This is a genomic window from Sediminibacterium sp. GW821-FHT12F12 (assembly GCF_058806635.1).
Map to the genome: position 1 here is coordinate 1 of NZ_JBXAPW010000004.1, position 18,144 is coordinate 18,144.

Here is an 18,144-nt window from a genome sequence, read left to right on the forward strand (position 1 = left end):
GAATCAGCTATCAGTTACATCTTTTTAGCGATGATGTGTCTAATGGTAAAAAATATTAATTAACTCAAACAGCTTCTAACAAAAGATGAAATAAATGAATATTTCGATAATCACTTAAAAAAGCTAAGTGATTATGATGCGGTTTTCGATTTTGCAAAATATTGCTTAGCTCTCCCATATTATGTATTTGAAAACGAGAAACGAATTGTAGATGTTGTTTATGAAACAAATCTAAACTCGATTATTAAAAATCCAGTTTCTAAAAGAAATTTCGCATTGGTTCCATCCGAATATAAAGTTTTTGCCAAACCTTTATATTATCTAGAATCAAACAAGCAGGCTATAATTAAAACTCATCAGCTAAATGATGAAAGTTTTAAAGTAGAAAAGACAGGATATTGGAGAAGATTAAATATTGATGAAGAAGGGTTTGACAAAAGTGGAAATAAAATCATAGGAAAAACTTGGGTTGAGAGAAACGATATATACTACTCTACACCTAAAGGCGTTACAAAAATTGAGAAAGTTGAAGTTTTTGAAAATGAAAATGCTGGTTATATCTATATTATGAGACAGCCAATTCACGAAGAGAATATTTTTAAAATAGGATTGACCAAAAGAAGTACAGAGCAGCGAGGTAAAGAACTTTCAAATACTAGTTCGGCAGATAAATTCTTCATTATTAATAGCTATCATACTAAAGATTGTATTGAGGCTGAAAAACTAATTCATAAACAATTAGAAGCTTACAGACTAACCTCAAGAAGAGAGTTTTTTAGATGTGATTTGAAATTAATAATGGACACTTGTGAGAAAATTATTACTGACATGAATAAATAAGTACTGCACACAATATTACATTGGTGTTTTAGTCTCTGTTGATTTCTACCGCCTGAGGCGGGTACTCTGCGGCCAGGTTGCCGAACCTAGCTCTACTTCCTGCAGTTCCATAAAGGTAACCTTCTGTTGAGACCGTTTTTATATGGGAGGGCTGTAAGTTCTCTTTGCGTAGAAGCGCAAATGCTCAAATGTTATTTGCAAGAATAGGGAAGATTTCACTACTTTTGATAGTATCAAATGATAGTATCATATGCAGCCGCCCTATCATGTAACGAGCCAAATGCTGACGCTGGTTAGTGAAGTTTCGCATAAAATCGGAGAAGTAAATGCTTCCTTTCTCACGAAACAATCGCCCGAGTTACGAAAAAGAAACAGGATCAGGACAATTCAGGCTTCTCTCTCCGTAGAAGGAAATACGCTTTCTATTGACCAGGTAACTGCCATCGTAGAAAACAAAAGGGTACTCGGTCCTGCCAAAGATATTAAAGAGGTCTCCAACGCAATAGAAGTATATAAGCAATTACATACTTTCCATCCCTTCCGTGAAAAAAGCTTTTTATCCGCTCATAAGATCCTGATGCAGGGTTTAATGATGCATGCAGGGCAATATCGAAAATCCGGCGTAGGAATTATAAAAGGTTCTCAGATCACACATGTAGCACCTCCTGCAGCTAATGTAGCTTTCCTGATGAAAGATCTATTCAATTATCTAAAAAAGAGTAAGGAGTTGATGCTGATTAAAAGCTGCGTATTTCATTACGAAATGGAATTGATTCATCCCTTCTCAGATGGTAATGGAAGAATGGGAAGGCTTTGGCAAACGCTTCTTTTAATGCAGCAATATGCTGTATTTGAATTTTTGCCCTTTGAAACCTTGATCAGTAAACATCAAAAAAAATATTACCAGGCACTTTCCCAATCTGACAAGCAAGGTGAATCAACCATTTTCATTGAATTCATGCTGACTATTTTAAGGGATTCGCTCGATGAATTACTTGCTGAGAGAACAGGGCCTATCTCCAGCGCAGACAGGGTTCACTTATTCCTGTCAACCGGCATCAAAGAATTTACCCGAAAAAACTATATGCACTACTTTAAAGCAATTTCGTCTGCCACTGCCAGTCGCGACATGCTGTTTGCCGTAAAAGAAAATCTCGTTACAAAAATTGGTGACAAGAATAAAACGGTTTATAAAGTAAAATAGGATTATTGGGTTCAACATTTTTTAGTCTTAGTATAGTGTTCTTTCCATGATTGGTCTCCGAGTTGTCTTCCGCCTGAGGCAGAAACGCTGCGGTCAGTGTGCCGAACCCAGGTCTACGTCCCGCAGTTCCATAAAGATAATCATCTGCGGAGACGGAAGGATTTGTGTCTGAACCCTATCCGGTAATAAAAAAACGGTTGAGAAACCCCAACCGTTTATAAATAATTACTTCAGCATCTATCAAAACAATCCAAACAAAGTACTATCCACCTTACTGATAATATCCCCGAAATGTTCATCGGTTTCTGCAAACTTGTTTTTGTCGCAATCAATGATCAGTAAGGGACCTTCTTTATAACTCTCGATCCATTTATTGTAATACTCGTTCAGCCGTTTCAGGTAATCCAGGCGGATATTCTCTTCATACTCCCTGCCCCTTTTCTGGATCTGTGCCACCAGGGTGGGTACGGATGCTTTCAGGTAAATGAGCAGATCGGGTGGCTGCACCATGGTTTTCAGTGTCTGGAAGAACAGGTAGTAGTTATCAAAATCCCTTTTGCTCATCAGGCCCATTTCGTGCAGGTTGGGGGCAAAAATATTGGCGTCTTCGTAAATGGTACGGTCCTGTATCACGGTCTCTGTTCCGTGGTGTATTTCGAGCAACTGGTTCAGGCGGCTGTTCAGAAAGAAGATCTGCAGGTTAAAACTCCAGCGGGGCATATCCTCATAAAAATCCATGAGGTAGGGGTTATGGTCCACATCTTCAAACTGGGGGATCCAGCGATAGTGCTTGCTCAACATTTCCGTTAAAGTGGTCTTACCCGCGCCGATATTACCGGCCACCGCTATGTGTTTTGGTTTTTTTGCCTTTGCCATAAAAATGAAAGTACGAAATACGTATATGAACTAGGAAGTAATGAAGATTTTTTTTTAACGTGTTGAGCTATTATTTAAAAAACACCCTGTAATTCGAAAATTCATGTCGCTCGGACCGCTGGGCCCCGTCCCTGTTATCCCGCCGATGGCGGGACTGCATTGGCCTCTGATCAGATCTGCTGCGCATGATCTGATCTGTCTTCTCCCGCATGAAGCGGGATTGACACCGACCCCAATGAGGCCCGTACACAGGGACTGATTAGTAATATTTTATCAAGCACTCTGTGGCGGCAGTTTTATCTTCTAATCAACAAACTTTGAATTATCAAATAGCACAAGACGTATTTGCTAATCCCTTCAACCTGTAACGAGCAACCTGTAACCAGCTACCAGTAATCGCAACTAGTAATTCATCCCCACCGCCCCTCTCACCAGTTTCAGGGTTTCGGAAGCGCTGGCCCGGGCCTTATCGGCTCCCTGGCGGATGATCTTGCCCAGCAGTGCTTTGTTATGCTGAATATCAGCCGCTTTCTCGCGGATGGGTTTGATAAAGGCGGCCATATCTTCGGCCAGCTGTTTTTTCATGTCGCCATAGCGGATCACGCAGTGTCCGGTGCTGCTGGCATTGAAGTCGTCCTCAAATTTCTGAACGGTATCGGTGCCACTTACCAGGCGCATCAGGGTAAACAGGTTCTGGATATAATCAGGCTTAACGGAATTAGGTTCGGCCGGTCCCTGGTCGGTCTTGGCTTTCATGATTTTCTTGCGGATGTCTTCATCGGTATCTGCGAGGTAAAGGGTGGCCATTTGGTTCTCGCTTTTACTCATTTTGCCGGTGCCATCGAGTCCCATGATCTTGATCAGCTCTCCGCCATAATTGAACGCATAGGGCAGGGGCAATACTTCGCCATAGCGGTAATTAAAACGCTCGGCAAAATTGCGGGCCATTTCCAGGTGTTGTTCCTGGTCTTTGCCAACAGGTACTTTTACGGCACGGTGTATCAAAATATCGGCAGCCTGTAATACGGGATAGGTAAGCAGACCGGCATTCACATTTTCGGGGTGTTGTCTTACTTTTTCTTTAAAAGTCACTGTTTTTTCCAGCTCGCCCTTGTAAGCCAGCATATTCAGGTACAGGTATAATTCAGCGATCTCCGGCACATCGCTCTGGATATAAAGGGCCACTTTGTCGGGGTCCAGTCCGCAGGCAATATTTTCAGCAATTACCCGGTGAACACTGTTCTGTAATTCTTTGGTATCGGGATGGGTGGTGAGGCTATGCCAGTTAGCCACAAAAAAATAGCAGTTATAATCGTCCTGCATGCGCACATAATTACGCATGGCCCCGAAATAATTACCCAGGTGCAGGAACCCGGTAGGGCGTATACCACTTAAAACAACCTCTTTTTCCATGGGTGCGAAGATAATAGTAGTGAGTGGGGAATGGGCAATGGGCAATATATTTTTTTGGGGGACCGATTGGCGGATTTGGATTGGCGGATGACGGATTAGCGGATTTGCTGATTCTTTGGGGTTCTGATTAACGGAGTTCTGAATAGTTCTAATTGGCTAATCGGGGCTAAAGCCCCAACAGGAAATATCCCTATTTTATACATCCACGCTCTGAAGAGCGTGGCAAGTTGTTTTTTGTTTTGTCCCGCTCTTCAGAGCGGGTGAGATATCCTTTTAGAAATCTTTATCCGGGACTTTAGTCCCGCGTAATTCTTTTTAACAAAGGAGTTCTCAACATCTCCCGGACACCTCTGGTTCCCCAATCCGCTAATCAATTCCCCGAACTGGCTGGCACCCGAAAACCTCACATGTGAATGATGATTGACATATTGTAAAGAAGCGTTTTACAACAAGTGTATACGATAAATGCCGAATATGAATTTGTGTAAGGATATTTGTGCCGATTCGCTGATGGCGGATTGACGGATTAGCGGATTCTTTTGGTTCTATAATCCGCTAATCCGCAATTCGCTAATCCGTAAATTCTTCCTTGAGCGAACTCGCTACGATATTATCCTCTCCCATCGAATACCTCAAAGGGGTAGGGCCGTTGCGTGCCGATCTGTTAAAGAAGGAGCTGGAGATCTTCACTTTCGGGGATCTGCTGGATCATTTTCCCAACCGGCATATCGATAAGACCAAAGTGAATAAGATCCGGGAGATCAGTCCGCAAACAGAATATGCCCAGGTAGCCGGCACCCTGATCAGTTATGAAACCGTGGGAGCGGGACGGGCCAAACGCCTGGTAGCACAGCTGCGCGATTCCACAGGCATACTGGAGTTGGCCTGGTTCCAGGGCATTAATTGGGTGGTAAAAGGCTTACATGTGGGCAGTGATTATCTCGTATTTGGTAAAACGGGCTTTTTCAACGGCAAACCCCAGATCGTTCATCCCGAAATAGAACCCTTTATGGCTGCGCAGGCCGGGGGCAAAGCTTTTCTGGAACCGGTATACCCCACTACCGAAAAATTGAAGGCCCGGAGTTTTAATGGTCGGCAACTCGGTAAACTCACTTACACATTGCTTACGCTGCTGCAGCCCAAAGACCTGCCGGAGAATATTCCGCAGGAGATCGTAGATAAGCTGCAACTGATGAACCGTTTCGAAGCCTATCGCAACATGCATTTTCCCGGTTCGGCAGCCCTGGCCGAAGCCGCTATGAAACGATTGAAGTTCGAAGAGCTGTTTATTGCCCAGGTACGTTTGAATCTGGTGCGTTTACAGCGCCACCATACCAGCAAGGGGGTGGTATTTGAGAAAGTGGGCGATCTGTTCAATACCCTCTACTCCCAATACCTGCCTTTTGAATTAACCGGCGCCCAGAAACGGGTGTTGCGCGAGATCAGGACCGATACCGGCCGCGGCCACCAGATGAACCGCCTGCTGCAGGGCGATGTGGGCAGCGGTAAAACCATTGTGGCCCTGCTGAGTATGTTACTGGCGGCAGATAATGGTTACCAGAGCTGTTTAATGGCGCCTACCGAAATTCTGGCCCAACAGCACTATACCGGACTGCGTGAATTACTGAAAGAAATGCCGGTAGAACTGGCTTTACTGACCGGCAGTACCAAAGCCGCCGAACGCAAAAGAATTTTAAAAGGGTTATTGGAAGATACCATCCATTTTGTGGTGGGCACCCATGCGGTGATAGAAGATACGGTACAGTTTCGCAACCTCGGACTCGTGATCGTAGATGAACAACACCGTTTTGGCGTGGCACAGCGGGCCAAATTATGGGAGAAAGCCACCGTACCGCCGCATGTATTGGTGATGACGGCCACCCCCATTCCGCGCACCCTGGCCATGACGGCCTATGGCGACCTGGATTATAGTGTGATGGACGAGCTGCCTCCCGGCAGGCAACCGATCACCACCGTTCACCGTTATGAAACTGCCCGGGCCAATGTGATGGATTTTGTAAGGTCGGAGATAGACAAGGGCCGCCAGGCGTATTTTATCTATCCCCTGATTGAAGAAAGTGAGAAACTGAGTTATGAGGATCTGATGCAGGGGTATGAACAAGTGAAAAGTTTCTTTCCCGAACCCAAATTTTATATCAGCATGGTGCATGGCCGGCAGCCGGCGGAGCAGAAAGAAACCAATATGCAACGTTTTGTGAAGGGTGATACGCAGATTATGGTAAGTACCACTGTGATAGAAGTAGGTGTGAATGTACCCAATGCCTCGGTAATGGTGATAGAAAGTGCCGAGAAATTCGGGCTTTCGCAGTTGCATCAGCTGCGGGGCAGAGTGGGCCGGGGCAGCGAAAAGAGTTTTTGCATTTTATTAACGGGCAGCTCAGCCAGCAAAGAAGCCCGGGAACGTATCAAGACTATGTGCGCCACCAATGATGGCTTTAAGATCGCCGAAAAGGACCTGGAGATCCGTGGTCCGGGCGATATTGAAGGAACCCGCCAGAGCGGTGCCCTCAATTTCAAGATCGCCAGTATTGTAAACGACAAAGCCTTACTGGAACTGGCCCGTGCCGAAGCGGAAAAACTGGTGGAAGAAGATGTGGAGCTCAGTATGGCAAAGAATTTGCAGCTAAAGATTTTCCTGCAATCGCAGAAAAGGAAACATGGGTGGGGGAAGATATCGTGAGGCGTGAGTGGTGAGTGGTGAGTGGTGAGTGGGGAATTGTGAATGGTGAATGTGCGATCAAGCACATCCCATCTCCCCTCTTAGCGCAGCAGAGAGGGGCCGGGGGTGAGTCAAATTCTTAAAACTATCATAACAAACACCCATTTCCGAACCTTACACACGCATGGAACGTATATAAATCGTAACTTTTAAAAAAATAGCTTGGCAGTACTGAAGACGATAGGAAGGATGCTGGTGTGGGTGTTGGTATCAACGAATGCCTTTTCACAGAATTACCTTGAATTTATCGAGAATAAGGGGCAGTGGGATAAAAATATCCGGTACAAAGGGGAGATGACCACGGGTTCTTTTCTGTTACAGGATAATGGTTACAGGGTAGTATTGTATAACAAAGAAGATCTTACCCGGATCGGAGAATCGGTTCATGCGCATGGGATGAAAGAAGCAGGGCAAAAAGAAACCCTGGCTACTGTACAGGTTCCCAAACTGGAGGAGCCGCAACCACTTCGCGGACATGCTTATGAAATGCGTTTCCTCAACGCCAACAAAAATCCACAGATCATACCCGATAAACCGCTGGATGCGTATTCCAATTATTTTATAGGAAACGATCCCGCTAAATGGGCAGCTAACTGCCAGACTTACCAGGCACTCACTTATAAAAATGTATATCCTAATATTGATGTGCGTTATTATACCGCCAATGGGGTGTTGAAATATGACTTCATTGTGCATCCCGGCGGCAACCCGGCCAGTATTGCCATGTATTTTGATGGTGCAGAAAACCTGCGTGTAAAAGAAGGTGCCTTACAGATCAGGACCTCGGTAGAATTGGTGCAGGAAATGGCACCCTATACTTACCAGTTAATTAATAATAGCCGCAAAGAAATTCCCTGCAGTTATGATGTAAAGGGCAATATTGTGCAGTTCAGGTTAGGGGCCGCTTATTCGCGTACCGCTACTTTGGTGATAGACCCTTCGATGGTGTTTTCTACGTTTACAGGAAGTTCGGCTGATAACTGGGGATATACCGCTACTTACGATGCCAGTGGTAATTTTTATGCAGGTGGTATTGTATTTGGCAGAGATGGAACTTTTCCGGTAAGCAATGGCGCTTTTCAGCAGTCATACCAGGGAGGTAATACCCAAACCGGCGAACAGGGTGGTTTTGATATTGCCATCATGAAATTTGATCCTACCGGTGCCAGACGTTTATATGCTACTTATCTCGGTGGTGCTGCCGGTAATGAGCAACCCCATAGTCTGGTAGTAGATGGCGCAGGTAACCTGGTGATAGCGGGAAGAAGTACATCTACTGATTTTCCGGTAAAAGGAGCTTTGCAAACCTATGGACCTTTGGGTGGTGGCTGGGATATTATTGTTACCAAACTGAATGCTACCGGCTCCGCACTCATTGGTTCTGTACGTATTGGTGGCAGGGGAGATGATGGGGTCAATATCCGTCATAAATATACCACACTGGGCGCCGAATCAATTGATAGAAACTACGGGGATGATGCGAGGAGCGAAGTAATATTCGATAATGCCGGTAACGTGTTGTTTGCTTCCTGTACACAGTCGCCTGATTTTCCGGTAACGGCTGTTTCCGGGCAAACCACCCTGGGCGGTGCCAATGCCAAAAACCGTTCGCAGGATGCGGTGATATTAAAATTAACGCCCGACCTCGGACAGGTACTCTTCAGTGTACTCATCGGTGGTAATGATGATGATGCTGCTTTTGTGTTGGCCATCAATCCTTTCTCTAATAATATTTTTGTGGCAGGTGCTACGGCCAGCAGTAATTTTCCGGGTAATAAAACCGGAACCAAATATCCTACCTATCAGGGTGGAATAGCCGATGGTTTTGTAGCCGAGTTCACCAGCAATGGCAACCTCGTTAAAAATGGATTCTTTGGTACTACCGGAACCGATATCATTTACGGCATCCAGTTCGACCGGTTTGGCTTTCCCTATATAGCCGGTACCACTACCGGTACCTGGCCGGTGTTAAATGCCGCTTTCAGTCAGGCTAACGGAAGGCAGTTTATCTCCAAACTGAAACCCGATTTGTCTGATTTTGAATATTCAACCGTATTCGGTACAGGTGCGGCCAATCCTAACTTATCGCCTACGGCCTTCCTGGTAGACCGATGTGAGAATGTATATTTTTCCGGGTGGGGCGGTTCTGTAAATACATCAGATGCATATCCCAGTGCCGGTACCAACGGTTTACCGATCACAAATGATGCTTACCAGAAAGTATCTGACAATAGTGATTTTTACTTTTTTGTATTGGAGAAAAATGCCAAGTCGCAGTTATACGGAAGTTATTTCGGACAACTCGGTGGTTTTGGCGAGCATGTAGATGGGGGGACCAGCCGCTTTGACCGTAATGGAGTGATTTATCAATCCATGTGTGCCAACTGTGGTACGACAAAACCCACAGGAGTCAATCGTTTTCCTACCACACCTGGGGTGTGGTCACCCTATAATGGATCACCAAATTGTAACCTGGCAGCGGTAAAAATTGCGTTTAACCTGGCGGGTATTGGTGCGGGTATTCAGGCTTCTATAAACGGGGTGCCCCGCGATACATCGGGATGTGTACCTATGGCTGTTGATTTCAGAGATACCATTGCCATGGGACAAAAATATATCTGGGATTTTAATGATGGCAGTCCGTTGGTTACTACTACCGTCCCTACTGTTTCGCATACCTTCAATACCGTGGGTTTGTACCGGGTAAAACTGGTATCGGTAGATTCTACCAGTTGTAATATTGCCGATACCGTACAAATTACGATGCGCGTGCGCGATGACCAGGCGACGCTGAATATGAGTGCTGTGAAACTGCCTCCCTGTACTTCGCTGGCCTATGAGTTTACCAATAATTCTACGGCCATCAAACCCTTTACGAACACCAGTTTCCGCTGGGATTTCGGGGATGGAACTACCCAGTTGGCAGGCCTCGGAAAAGTAACACATACCTATAGTACTGCAGGTACTTATAATGTACGGCTGGTATTGCTCGATACGAGTTACTGTAACGGTCCCGACAGTATTACACAGGTGATCAGGATCGCTACCAATGTAAAAGCCCAGTTTGAAACACCTGCCAATGGCTGTACACCTTACAATGCATCCTTTAATAATACATCATTGGGTGGCAGTGCTTTTATCTGGGATTTTGGAGATGGCACCACTTCTACGGTTCATGATCCGGTACATGTGTACAACAGCACAGGTGTTTACCGTGTGCGGTTGATTGCCAATGATGCCAATACCTGTAACCAAACAGATACTTCCGGTTATTTTACCATTACGGTAAACCCGAACCCTTCTGCTTCCTTTACGTACTCGCCCAATCCAACAGAGCCGAATACACCGGTTAGTTATCTCAATGCTTCTATCGGTGCTACCAGATATAAATGGTTGTTTGGCGATAATGATACTTTGTTTACCATTCGGCCGGATACAACCGTACGGCATTTGTTCAATGCTTCCGGTACCTATAACAGCTGTCTGATAGCCTATAACAATGCCGGTTGCAGCGATACTACCTGTTTACCGATTGCTGTAACGATCAATAGCTTACTGGATGTACCCAATGCTTTTTCGCCGAATGGAGATGGGCAGAATGATAAACTGTATGTGCGTGGTTACGGTATAGACCGGATGACATGGACCATCTATAACCGTTGGGGCGCCGTTGTGTACAAAAGCACAGATCCTTATGAGGGATGGGACGGTAGATTTAACGGGAAATTACAGCCGCAGGATGTATATCATTATACCTTAGTGATAGAATTCAGCAGCAAGGAGCGGATGACGAAAAAAGGAGATATTACCTTACTTAGATAGTAGTTATGCATGTGAGAATGAAAATAGTACTCTTGATATTGGCCACGATGGTGGTACGATATGGGTATGCGCAGGACCTGCATTTCTCTCAGTACTTTAATGCCCCCATGCTGGTAAACCCTGCTAATACCGGCTTTAATCCGGATTATGATTTTCGTGTTGGGGGCAATTACCGTAACCAGTGGGCCAATGTAGGCACCCCTTACCGAACCATGAGCGTATGGGGTGATACCAAATTATTTACGGATCGTTTCGAAAACGGATGGTTGGGTGTGGGTGGCTCTTTGCTGAAAGATGTGGCAGGCAGCGGTATCCTTTCTTCCACCGGCGGTTATGCCAGTATTGCGTATCACCAGATGCTGGGGTATAATAGTTTATTAAGCGGTGGCTTCACGCTGGGGTATATGTCTAAGCGGGTCGATATCTCCAAGCTCACTTTCGATAACCAGTGGAACGGCAGTTTCTTCGATATAAGCATTCCGCCCAATGAACCCTTTGCCTATAACAAAGTGAATTATTTTGATCTGCAGATGGGGTTGAACTATGCTTACTTTGCTTCTGAAAATATGTACCTGAATGCGGGTATCAGTGTATCGCATATCAACCGTCCGCGCGAAAGTTTTTTTGATGCTACCGTTTCTGATAACCGCGTAGAACCCCGGTATACGGCTTTTGTGAACAGCAGTTTTAAAGTGCAGGATACCTGGATCGTAAATCCCAACCTCTATGTTAGCAAAATGGGTAATGCCTGGGAAACGGTGGTAGGTTTTAACGCTAACCGCGATTTAACAGGTGACGGCTTAAGCCAGTTTATCATCGGATTATATTACCGTAACAAAGATGCACTGATTCCGATGGTGGGTTACCAGGTAAATGATATGCGCATCACCGTTAATTATGATGCTACCATCTCCAGCCTGAACACCTTTAACGGCACCCGCGGTGCTTACGAAATATCGATTGTAAAAAGTGGTGTATTCCCTTCCAGTGCGGGTAAATCGGTGCGTTGTCCTACGGTTCGTTTTTAAAGAGAACCGTCATTCCGGATCAAACAAATATTGTCTTCTCGGAATGACGGTTGTATAGATCAGATACTCGTGAAATCATCTCCATCACTCTTGATACTGTAATCCTCATCTTCAAAATACTTCCTGTATTTATCATTTACCTCTTTCGGCTGTTTGGTGCCGTTGATATAGAGTTCTCCTTTTTTTACTTCGATCTTGTATCCTTTTTTCCTGTCGATCAAACCGTCTTTTTCGAGCGACTCAGTAAATTCCTTTAACAGTGCGATCTGTTTTTTTGCTTTCTCCATACCTATTTTCGCTTTGGCCATTCCCTCGGCTACTTCTTTTTTGATCTTCTCAACATCAATCTTTGCAGTCAGTTGGGCGGCTTTCATTTCTTCTTTGGCCCTGGCCATTTCTTTTTCGATCTGTTTCATATCCACTTCCTTCATTTTCACCTGGGCTTCACGGAGGGCTTTGTCTACCTCGGCCCTTGTTTTGTCCCAATCCACATTTTTCAAAGCGGTTTTCACTTCCAGGTTGATCTTGTCGAAATCGATCTTTTTCATTTCGGCCAGGGCGGTTTTCATTTCCAGTTCCATTTTGCCGAGATCGATATTGAGGTTCTTATCGAGATTCTGCATGGCATGGTCCAGCTCTTTCATGGCATGATCCAGATCACCCACGGTATATTCTTTTTTAGAACTTGTTTTTTTGCGGGGTTTGATCGTGTCTTCCTGGGTTTGTTCGGCCAGGTATTTTACCTGGTAATGGTTGTTTTCAGCTGTTTTCCAGGAAAGAAAGCAGAGGGCCGTTACCGCAAGGGCAGAAGCCCCCAGCCAGCGTAGTTGTTGTGTTTTCATGTGTACAGGTTTTTATAAACGAATAATTTCGTAGTAAATATACGATGTGATTCGTAATTGAACATTCCGCTCATCATTTTTTTATTTATTTAACAAAAACGGGGTGGAAGAGGCTGATTTTTCCCCCTGACATAAATATGTATTTTCCTGCTCCTTAATTTTTATCTTGCGGGTTCTGAATTGCCAGCTATGAAATACCTGCCCTTAGACCCACAGCTCTTTATCAAAAACCGGAAAAGGTTTGTGAAAGAGATGTTGCCCAACAGCATTGCCATTTTTGTGAGTAATGATGAATACCCCTCCAATGGGGATGCGCTGCATAGTTTTAAACAGAATACAGATCTGGTCTGGTTATCAGGCATTACACAGGAAGATTCGATGCTGGTCCTTTTCCCTGATAATCCCGATCCCAAATACAGGGAAGTACTGGTACTCGTTCGCCCCAATGAGCTGAAAGAAAAATGGGACGGTAAACGGTTACGCGCCAAAGAAGCGGCCGAACTATCCGGCATCAAAACCATTGTATGGCTCGATACCATTGAGGCGCCCCTGCAAACCTGGGTACATCTTGCCGATCATATTTATCTCGATACCAATGAAAACGACCGCAAAGCCAGTCATGTACGCAGTCGCGAATACCGTTTTGTGGATGAAATGAAAGCTGCTTACCCCCTGCATTCTTTTCAAAGGGCTGCCAGGATCATGAAAAAACTGCGCAGCATCAAAACCAAGGAAGAAATTGAAGTGGTACAGCAGGCAATCAATATCACCGAAGTAACTTTCCGCCGTTTACTGCAGTTTATCCAGCCAGGTGTTACCGAATACGAGATTGAAGCCGAGATCTGGCATAGTTTTCTGAGCCAGCGTGCCACTGGGCCGGCTTACGGCAGTATTATTGCCAGTGGCGATAATGCCCGAACCCTGCATTATGTATCCAATAATGCGACCTGCAAAGACGGCGAACTGATACTGATGGATTTTGGCGCTGAATACGGCAACTATTGCGCAGACCTGACCCGCACCGTTCCTGTTAACGGAAAATTCAGCCGCAGGCAGAAAACCGTGTACAATGCCTGTCTGCACCTGCATAATTATGCCAAAAGCATCCTCAAACCCGGGATCTCGATCGTTGATTATACCGAAAAAATAGGAGAGGAAGCCACCCAGCAATTCCTGAAGATCGGTCTGCTGCGCAAATCAGAGGTAAAGAATGAAGACAGGGAAAACCGAGCCTACCGGAAATACCTGTACCACGGCATTTCGCATCATCTTGGCATTGATGTGCACGACCTGGGCACCCGCACCGAACCCATTGAAGCCGGTATGTTATTTACCATCGAGCCCGGCATTTATATCGAAGAGGAACAGATGGGCGTGCGTATCGAGAACAATTTCTGGATCACCAAGAATGGTAATATTGATTTAATGAAAAATATCCCGATCACTGCCGAAGAGATCGAAGCTTTGATGAAAAGAAAATAAACGAATCGCCCCTGCTCCATAACCCGGGTAGTAACCCATCCCCAGGAATGATGGAACAGGGACTTTTACCCCCTTCAACCAGGCATGAAACAGATCCCCAATTTATTTACTTTGCTGAACCTGCTGGCCGGCTGTTTGGCCATTGTATGTATTATGCAGGCAGGTGTTACTATTTCCGTGGATGCCAATGGGGAGAACCTGGTGGTGATACCTGAGAAGATCTGGCTGGCCAGTGTTTTTATTGCAGCGGCTGCGGTAGTTGATTTCCTGGACGGTTTTGTGGCCCGTATACTGGATGTTCCCTCCGAGCTGGGCAAACAGCTGGATTCACTGGCCGATACCGTCAGTTTTGGCGTAGCACCCGGACTCATCGCCTATCAGTTCCTGCGTTTGTGTTATGCACAGCAACCGGACGGATTGGACATCAGTACAGCCTGGTTATTACCCGCCTTTATCCTGCCCTGCGCCGGTGCTTACCGCCTGGCACGTTTTAATATCGATACCGGTCAAAGTCATGGATTTAAAGGAGTGCCGATTCCTGCGGTGGGTATTCTGTTTGCTTCTTTACCCCTGATTTATTGGTATTCCGGCAATGATTTCCTGATCAATACCCTATTGAATAAATGGTTCTGGTATGGGGCTGTATTGCTTTGCAGTTACCTGATGGTATCCCGTTTGCCCATGCTGGCCCTGAAATTTTCGGGGATCACCACCAAAAAACTGGTTCCCTTCCTGATCCTGGCACTGGTGGCACTGGCCAGTGGATTAAGTTTTGGCTGGCTGGCAGTTCCCATCGCATTTATTGCTTACGTAATTCTATCTTTGGCCTTCAAACAACCCGAATAGTATCATGACCTATCATGTTCAGATCAAAGTAATGCCTTTAAAAGACCTGTTAGACCCACAGGGGAAAGCCGTATTGGGTGGATTGCAGAACCTCGGACTGGGTGCTGTAACAGATGTACGTGTAGGAAAACACATCACACTGGATATAGAAGCTGATAGCGAAGCCGCCGCCAAACAGATAGCCGAAGAAGCCAGCAAAAAACTACTGGCCAACCCGGTGATGGAGTTTTATGAGATCGAATTAATCAACTGATATAGTTTGGGGTTAGGAGTTTGGGGTTTGGAGTTGATATAATAAAAACTACCGACTCCAAACTCCAAACTCCAAACTCCAAACTCCAAACTCCCTTGCTCTACCTCGTTCCCACACCACTTGGCAACCTGAAAGATATCACGCTCCGCTCGCTCGAAGTGTTGCAGCAGGTGGATGTGATCCTTTGCGAGGATACGCGCACTTCTTCCCGTTTGCTGAATCATTACCAGATCCAGAAACCGGTTTCGCCTTATCACCAGCATAATGAGCATAAAATCGTACAGCATATTGTTGACCAGCTGCGTGCGGGTAAAACCATGGCACTGATCACCGATGCGGGTACTCCCGGTATTTCGGATCCTGCTTTTTTGCTCGTGCGGGAATGCATTAAACAGGAGGTAAAAGTGGAATGCCTGCCCGGTGCCACGGCTTTTGTACCGGCACTGGTAAACAGCGGTATACCTACCAACCGTTTTGTATTTGAAGGTTTTCTCCCGATCAAAAAAGGAAGGCAGACCCTGCTGAAACAACTGGCAGAAGAAGAGCGTACAATGATCATTTATGAAAGCCCGATGCGGCTCGTAAAATCACTGGAAGAATTCATTACCTATTTTGGTGCCGACAGGCAATGCTGCGTGAGCCGCGAGCTTACCAAACTATTCGAAGAAAACAAACGGGGCAGCCTCCGCGAAGTGGCCGATCATTTCAAAGCCAAGACCGTCAAAGGCGAGATCGTGATCATACTGGCGGGAAAAGAATAAAGGCTTTCTTTTCTTTTTGGCCCATTGGTCATGGTTCTGCACTTTCTAAGCCTAAATTCCTGAAATTTACTCTTCTAAAAACCCCCTCATCACATGAGAAAAAGTATACTGAAATTTTTTTTATTGTCATCAGCCATTTGCCAACTGGGTTTGGTGTTGGCGCAGCCCGATCGCTGGCAGCAGCGGATCAAATACAATATCAATGTAGACGTGGATGTAAACACCAACCGTTTTAAAGGAACGGAGAAACTGGAGTACACCAACAATTCTCCCGACACATTGAATAAAGTGTATTTCCATTTGTACTGGAACGCGTTTCAGCCGGGCAGCAGCATGGATGTGCGCAGCCGTGAACTCGGTAAAACACAGATCTCCGAACCACGCAGAAACAGTGATGGACTGGATTGGGATGCCCGGGTGAAAGACCGGATCAGCAAACTTACCCCGGACCAGATCGGTTACCAGCGGGTGAGCAGCATCAAAGTAAACGGTGTGGAGCAGCAATTGAAAGAGCATGAAACCATTCTGGAAGTTGTTCTCAGCAAACCCATCCTTCCCAAAAGCAAAGTGCAGATGGATGTAGTATTTGAAGCGCAGGTGCCAGTACAGATCCGCCGCAGCGGCCGCGATAATGCAGAAGGGATCCGCTACAGTATGAGCCAGTGGTATCCTAAAATGGTAGAATACGATTACCAGGGCTGGAATGCCAACCCTTATATTGCCCGCGAATTCTACGGTGTATGGGGCGATTTTGATGTGAATATCACCATCGATAAAACCTATATGGTTACCGCAGGAGGCGATCTGCAGAATGCGAATGAAGTAGGATTTGGTTACCAGGCACCCGGCACCGTGGTAAAACCCGCCACCGGAAATACACTCACCTGGAAATGGCAGGCATACAATGTGCATGATTTTATGTGGGCCGCAGATCCGAACTATAAAATGATTACCCGTACGGTGAAAGATGGACCATTGATCCGCGTGGTATACAAAGCCGTGGATTCATTGGAGAGCCGCTGGCAGAAAGTGGCCGATACTACGGCACTCGCTTATCCCATCATGGCCAAAACCTTTGGTGCCTACCCTTATAAAACCTACACATTTATTCAGGGAGGTGATGGTGGTATGGAATATCCGATGGCTACACTACTTAAAAGTGCCAGCGTAGGAACGGCCATACATGAGTGGATGCATAGCTGGTACCAGATGCTGATGGGTACAAATGAATCCCTGTATCCCTGGATGGATGAAGGCTTTACGGATTACGGCAGCACCCGTGTGATGGCTACTTTGCGCAACACCAAAGAGTTCTGGTATACCGGTTCTTACCGTGGTTATTATAACCTGGCCAAAAGTGGTTTTGAAGAACCCGCCAGTACACATTCCGACCATTATAATACCAACTATGCCTATGGCAATGCAGCGTATAGTAAGGGTTCCGTTTTTCTCGCACAGCTCGGGTATATTGTAAGTGATAGTGTACGTGATAAAATCCTCCTGTCTTATTATAACCAATGGCGTTTCAAACATCCGAACCCCAACGATTTTATCCGCGTGGCGGAAAAACAAAGTGGTATGGAGCTCGACTGGTACAAAGAATACTGGATCAACAGTACCAAAACCATTGATTATGCCGTGGGAGATATTGCGGTGAAGGATAACAAGACCATGATCACCATCCGCCGTATTGGTAAAATGCCCATGCCGGTAGAAGTGTTACTGACCTTTAAAGATGGCAGCCAGGAATTACATTATATGCCCCTGAACCTGATGTATGGCGAAAAACCTGCGGAAGGAAAAATCCCGAGAACCGTTCATGAAGAATGGAAATGGACACATCCTGAATATGCATTTGCCACCAGCAGAGGTATACAGGAGATCAAATCCATCGAGATCGACCCCAGCCTGCGTTTGGCAGACGTGAACCGGACAAATAATAAGCTTGTTATACCTGATTAACGGATTTGCGGATGACGGATTCGCGGATTCTTTTTCCCCGAATTAAAAAAGCAGTTCCTTAAGGAGCTGCTTTTT

General features: G+C 45.6%; 13 protein-coding genes. 10 read left to right on the forward strand and 3 right to left on the reverse strand.

The features are described 5' to 3' along the window. The first annotated feature begins 276 nt into the window (after positions 1 to 276). Both AC1RNB_RS07620 and AC1RNB_RS07625 read left to right on the forward strand, forming a co-directional pair. On the forward strand, positions 277 to 840 hold the full coding sequence (locus tag AC1RNB_RS07620; RefSeq protein WP_493082072.1) for a GIY-YIG nuclease family protein: 564 nt from the start codon (positions 277 to 279) through the stop codon (positions 838 to 840). Between the two features lie 250 nt (positions 841 to 1,090). Next, positions 1,091 to 2,044: a Fic family protein gene (locus AC1RNB_RS07625; RefSeq protein ID WP_493082073.1), complete on the forward strand. Its 954-nt coding sequence runs from the start codon at positions 1,091 to 1,093 to the stop codon at positions 2,042 to 2,044. 240 nt (positions 2,045 to 2,284) lie between these two features. On the opposite strand, the gene AC1RNB_RS07630 is transcribed toward AC1RNB_RS07625, so the two are convergent. Both AC1RNB_RS07630 and trpS read right to left on the reverse strand, forming a co-directional pair. Continuing rightward, positions 2,285 to 2,920, reverse strand: coding sequence for a deoxynucleoside kinase (locus AC1RNB_RS07630; RefSeq protein WP_493082074.1), 636 nt, complete (start codon positions 2,918 to 2,920; stop codon positions 2,285 to 2,287). A gap of 402 nt (positions 2,921 to 3,322) precedes the next feature. Further along, positions 3,323 to 4,333 (reverse strand): tryptophan--tRNA ligase, encoded by a 1,011-nt coding sequence (gene trpS / locus AC1RNB_RS07635; RefSeq protein WP_493082075.1) that lies wholly within the window; start codon positions 4,331 to 4,333, stop codon positions 3,323 to 3,325. 589 nt (positions 4,334 to 4,922) lie between these two features. On the opposite strand from trpS, the gene recG reads away from it, so the two are divergent. The 3 genes from recG (at position 4,923) to AC1RNB_RS07650 (ending at position 11,923) form a co-directional block, all read left to right on the forward strand. Continuing rightward, on the forward strand, positions 4,923 to 7,034 hold the full coding sequence (recG, locus tag AC1RNB_RS07640; RefSeq protein ID WP_493082076.1) for an ATP-dependent DNA helicase RecG: 2,112 nt from the start codon (positions 4,923 to 4,925) through the stop codon (positions 7,032 to 7,034). A gap of 201 nt (positions 7,035 to 7,235) precedes the next feature. Further along, positions 7,236 to 10,895, forward strand: a complete 3,660-nt coding sequence (locus AC1RNB_RS07645) for a DUF7948 domain-containing protein (protein WP_493082077.1) — start codon at positions 7,236 to 7,238, stop codon at positions 10,893 to 10,895. A 17-nt stretch (positions 10,896 to 10,912) separates the two neighbouring features. Beyond that, positions 10,913 to 11,923, forward strand: a complete 1,011-nt coding sequence (locus AC1RNB_RS07650) for a PorP/SprF family type IX secretion system membrane protein (protein ID WP_493082078.1) — start codon at positions 10,913 to 10,915, stop codon at positions 11,921 to 11,923. Positions 11,924 to 11,982: 59 nt separating this feature from the next. On the opposite strand, the gene AC1RNB_RS07655 is transcribed toward AC1RNB_RS07650, so the two are convergent. Next, positions 11,983 to 12,765 (reverse strand): hypothetical protein, encoded by a 783-nt coding sequence (locus AC1RNB_RS07655; protein WP_493082079.1) that lies wholly within the window; start codon positions 12,763 to 12,765, stop codon positions 11,983 to 11,985. 189 nt (positions 12,766 to 12,954) lie between these two features. Between AC1RNB_RS07655 and AC1RNB_RS07660 the strand changes: the two genes are divergently transcribed. From AC1RNB_RS07660 to AC1RNB_RS07680, 5 genes are all read left to right on the forward strand, one after another. Then, the gene (locus AC1RNB_RS07660; RefSeq protein WP_493082080.1) at positions 12,955 to 14,247 is read left to right on the forward strand and encodes an aminopeptidase P family protein; all 1,293 of its coding nucleotides are present in this window, start codon (positions 12,955 to 12,957) and stop codon (positions 14,245 to 14,247) included. 84 nt (positions 14,248 to 14,331) lie between these two features. Further along, a complete protein-coding gene (locus AC1RNB_RS07665; protein WP_493082081.1) occupies positions 14,332 to 15,093 on the forward strand; it encodes a CDP-alcohol phosphatidyltransferase family protein in 762 nt (253 codons plus the stop codon). A 4-nt stretch (positions 15,094 to 15,097) separates the two neighbouring features. Further along, positions 15,098 to 15,346: a phosphoribosylformylglycinamidine synthase subunit PurS gene (gene purS / locus AC1RNB_RS07670; RefSeq protein ID WP_493082082.1), complete on the forward strand. Its 249-nt coding sequence runs from the start codon at positions 15,098 to 15,100 to the stop codon at positions 15,344 to 15,346. Between the two features lie 95 nt (positions 15,347 to 15,441). Further along, entirely contained in the window at positions 15,442 to 16,107 is a 666-nt protein-coding gene (gene rsmI, locus AC1RNB_RS07675) for a 16S rRNA (cytidine(1402)-2'-O)-methyltransferase (protein ID WP_493082083.1), read from the forward strand. A gap of 93 nt (positions 16,108 to 16,200) precedes the next feature. Next, positions 16,201 to 18,069, forward strand: coding sequence for a M1 family metallopeptidase (locus AC1RNB_RS07680; RefSeq protein ID WP_493082084.1), 1,869 nt, complete (start codon positions 16,201 to 16,203; stop codon positions 18,067 to 18,069). Positions 18,070 to 18,144 lie beyond the last annotated feature (75 nt).

Coding starts and splice junctions, on each gene's coding strand:
- AC1RNB_RS07625 (WP_493082073.1), top strand. CDS start 1,091: ATGCAGCCGCCCTATCATGTAACGAGCCAAATGCTGACGCTGGTTAGT.
- AC1RNB_RS07630 (WP_493082074.1), bottom strand. CDS start 2,920: ATGGCAAAGGCAAAAAAACCAAAACACATAGCGGTGGCCGGTAATATC.
- trpS (WP_493082075.1), bottom strand. CDS start 4,333: ATGGAAAAAGAGGTTGTTTTAAGTGGTATACGCCCTACCGGGTTCCTG.
- AC1RNB_RS07650 (WP_493082078.1), top strand. CDS start 10,913: ATGAAAATAGTACTCTTGATATTGGCCACGATGGTGGTACGATATGGG.
- AC1RNB_RS07655 (WP_493082079.1), bottom strand. CDS start 12,765: ATGAAAACACAACAACTACGCTGGCTGGGGGCTTCTGCCCTTGCGGTA.
- AC1RNB_RS07660 (WP_493082080.1), top strand. CDS start 12,955: ATGAAATACCTGCCCTTAGACCCACAGCTCTTTATCAAAAACCGGAAA.
- AC1RNB_RS07665 (WP_493082081.1), top strand. CDS start 14,332: ATGAAACAGATCCCCAATTTATTTACTTTGCTGAACCTGCTGGCCGGC.
- purS (WP_493082082.1), top strand. CDS start 15,098: ATGACCTATCATGTTCAGATCAAAGTAATGCCTTTAAAAGACCTGTTA.
- AC1RNB_RS07680 (WP_493082084.1), top strand. CDS start 16,201: ATGAGAAAAAGTATACTGAAATTTTTTTTATTGTCATCAGCCATTTGC.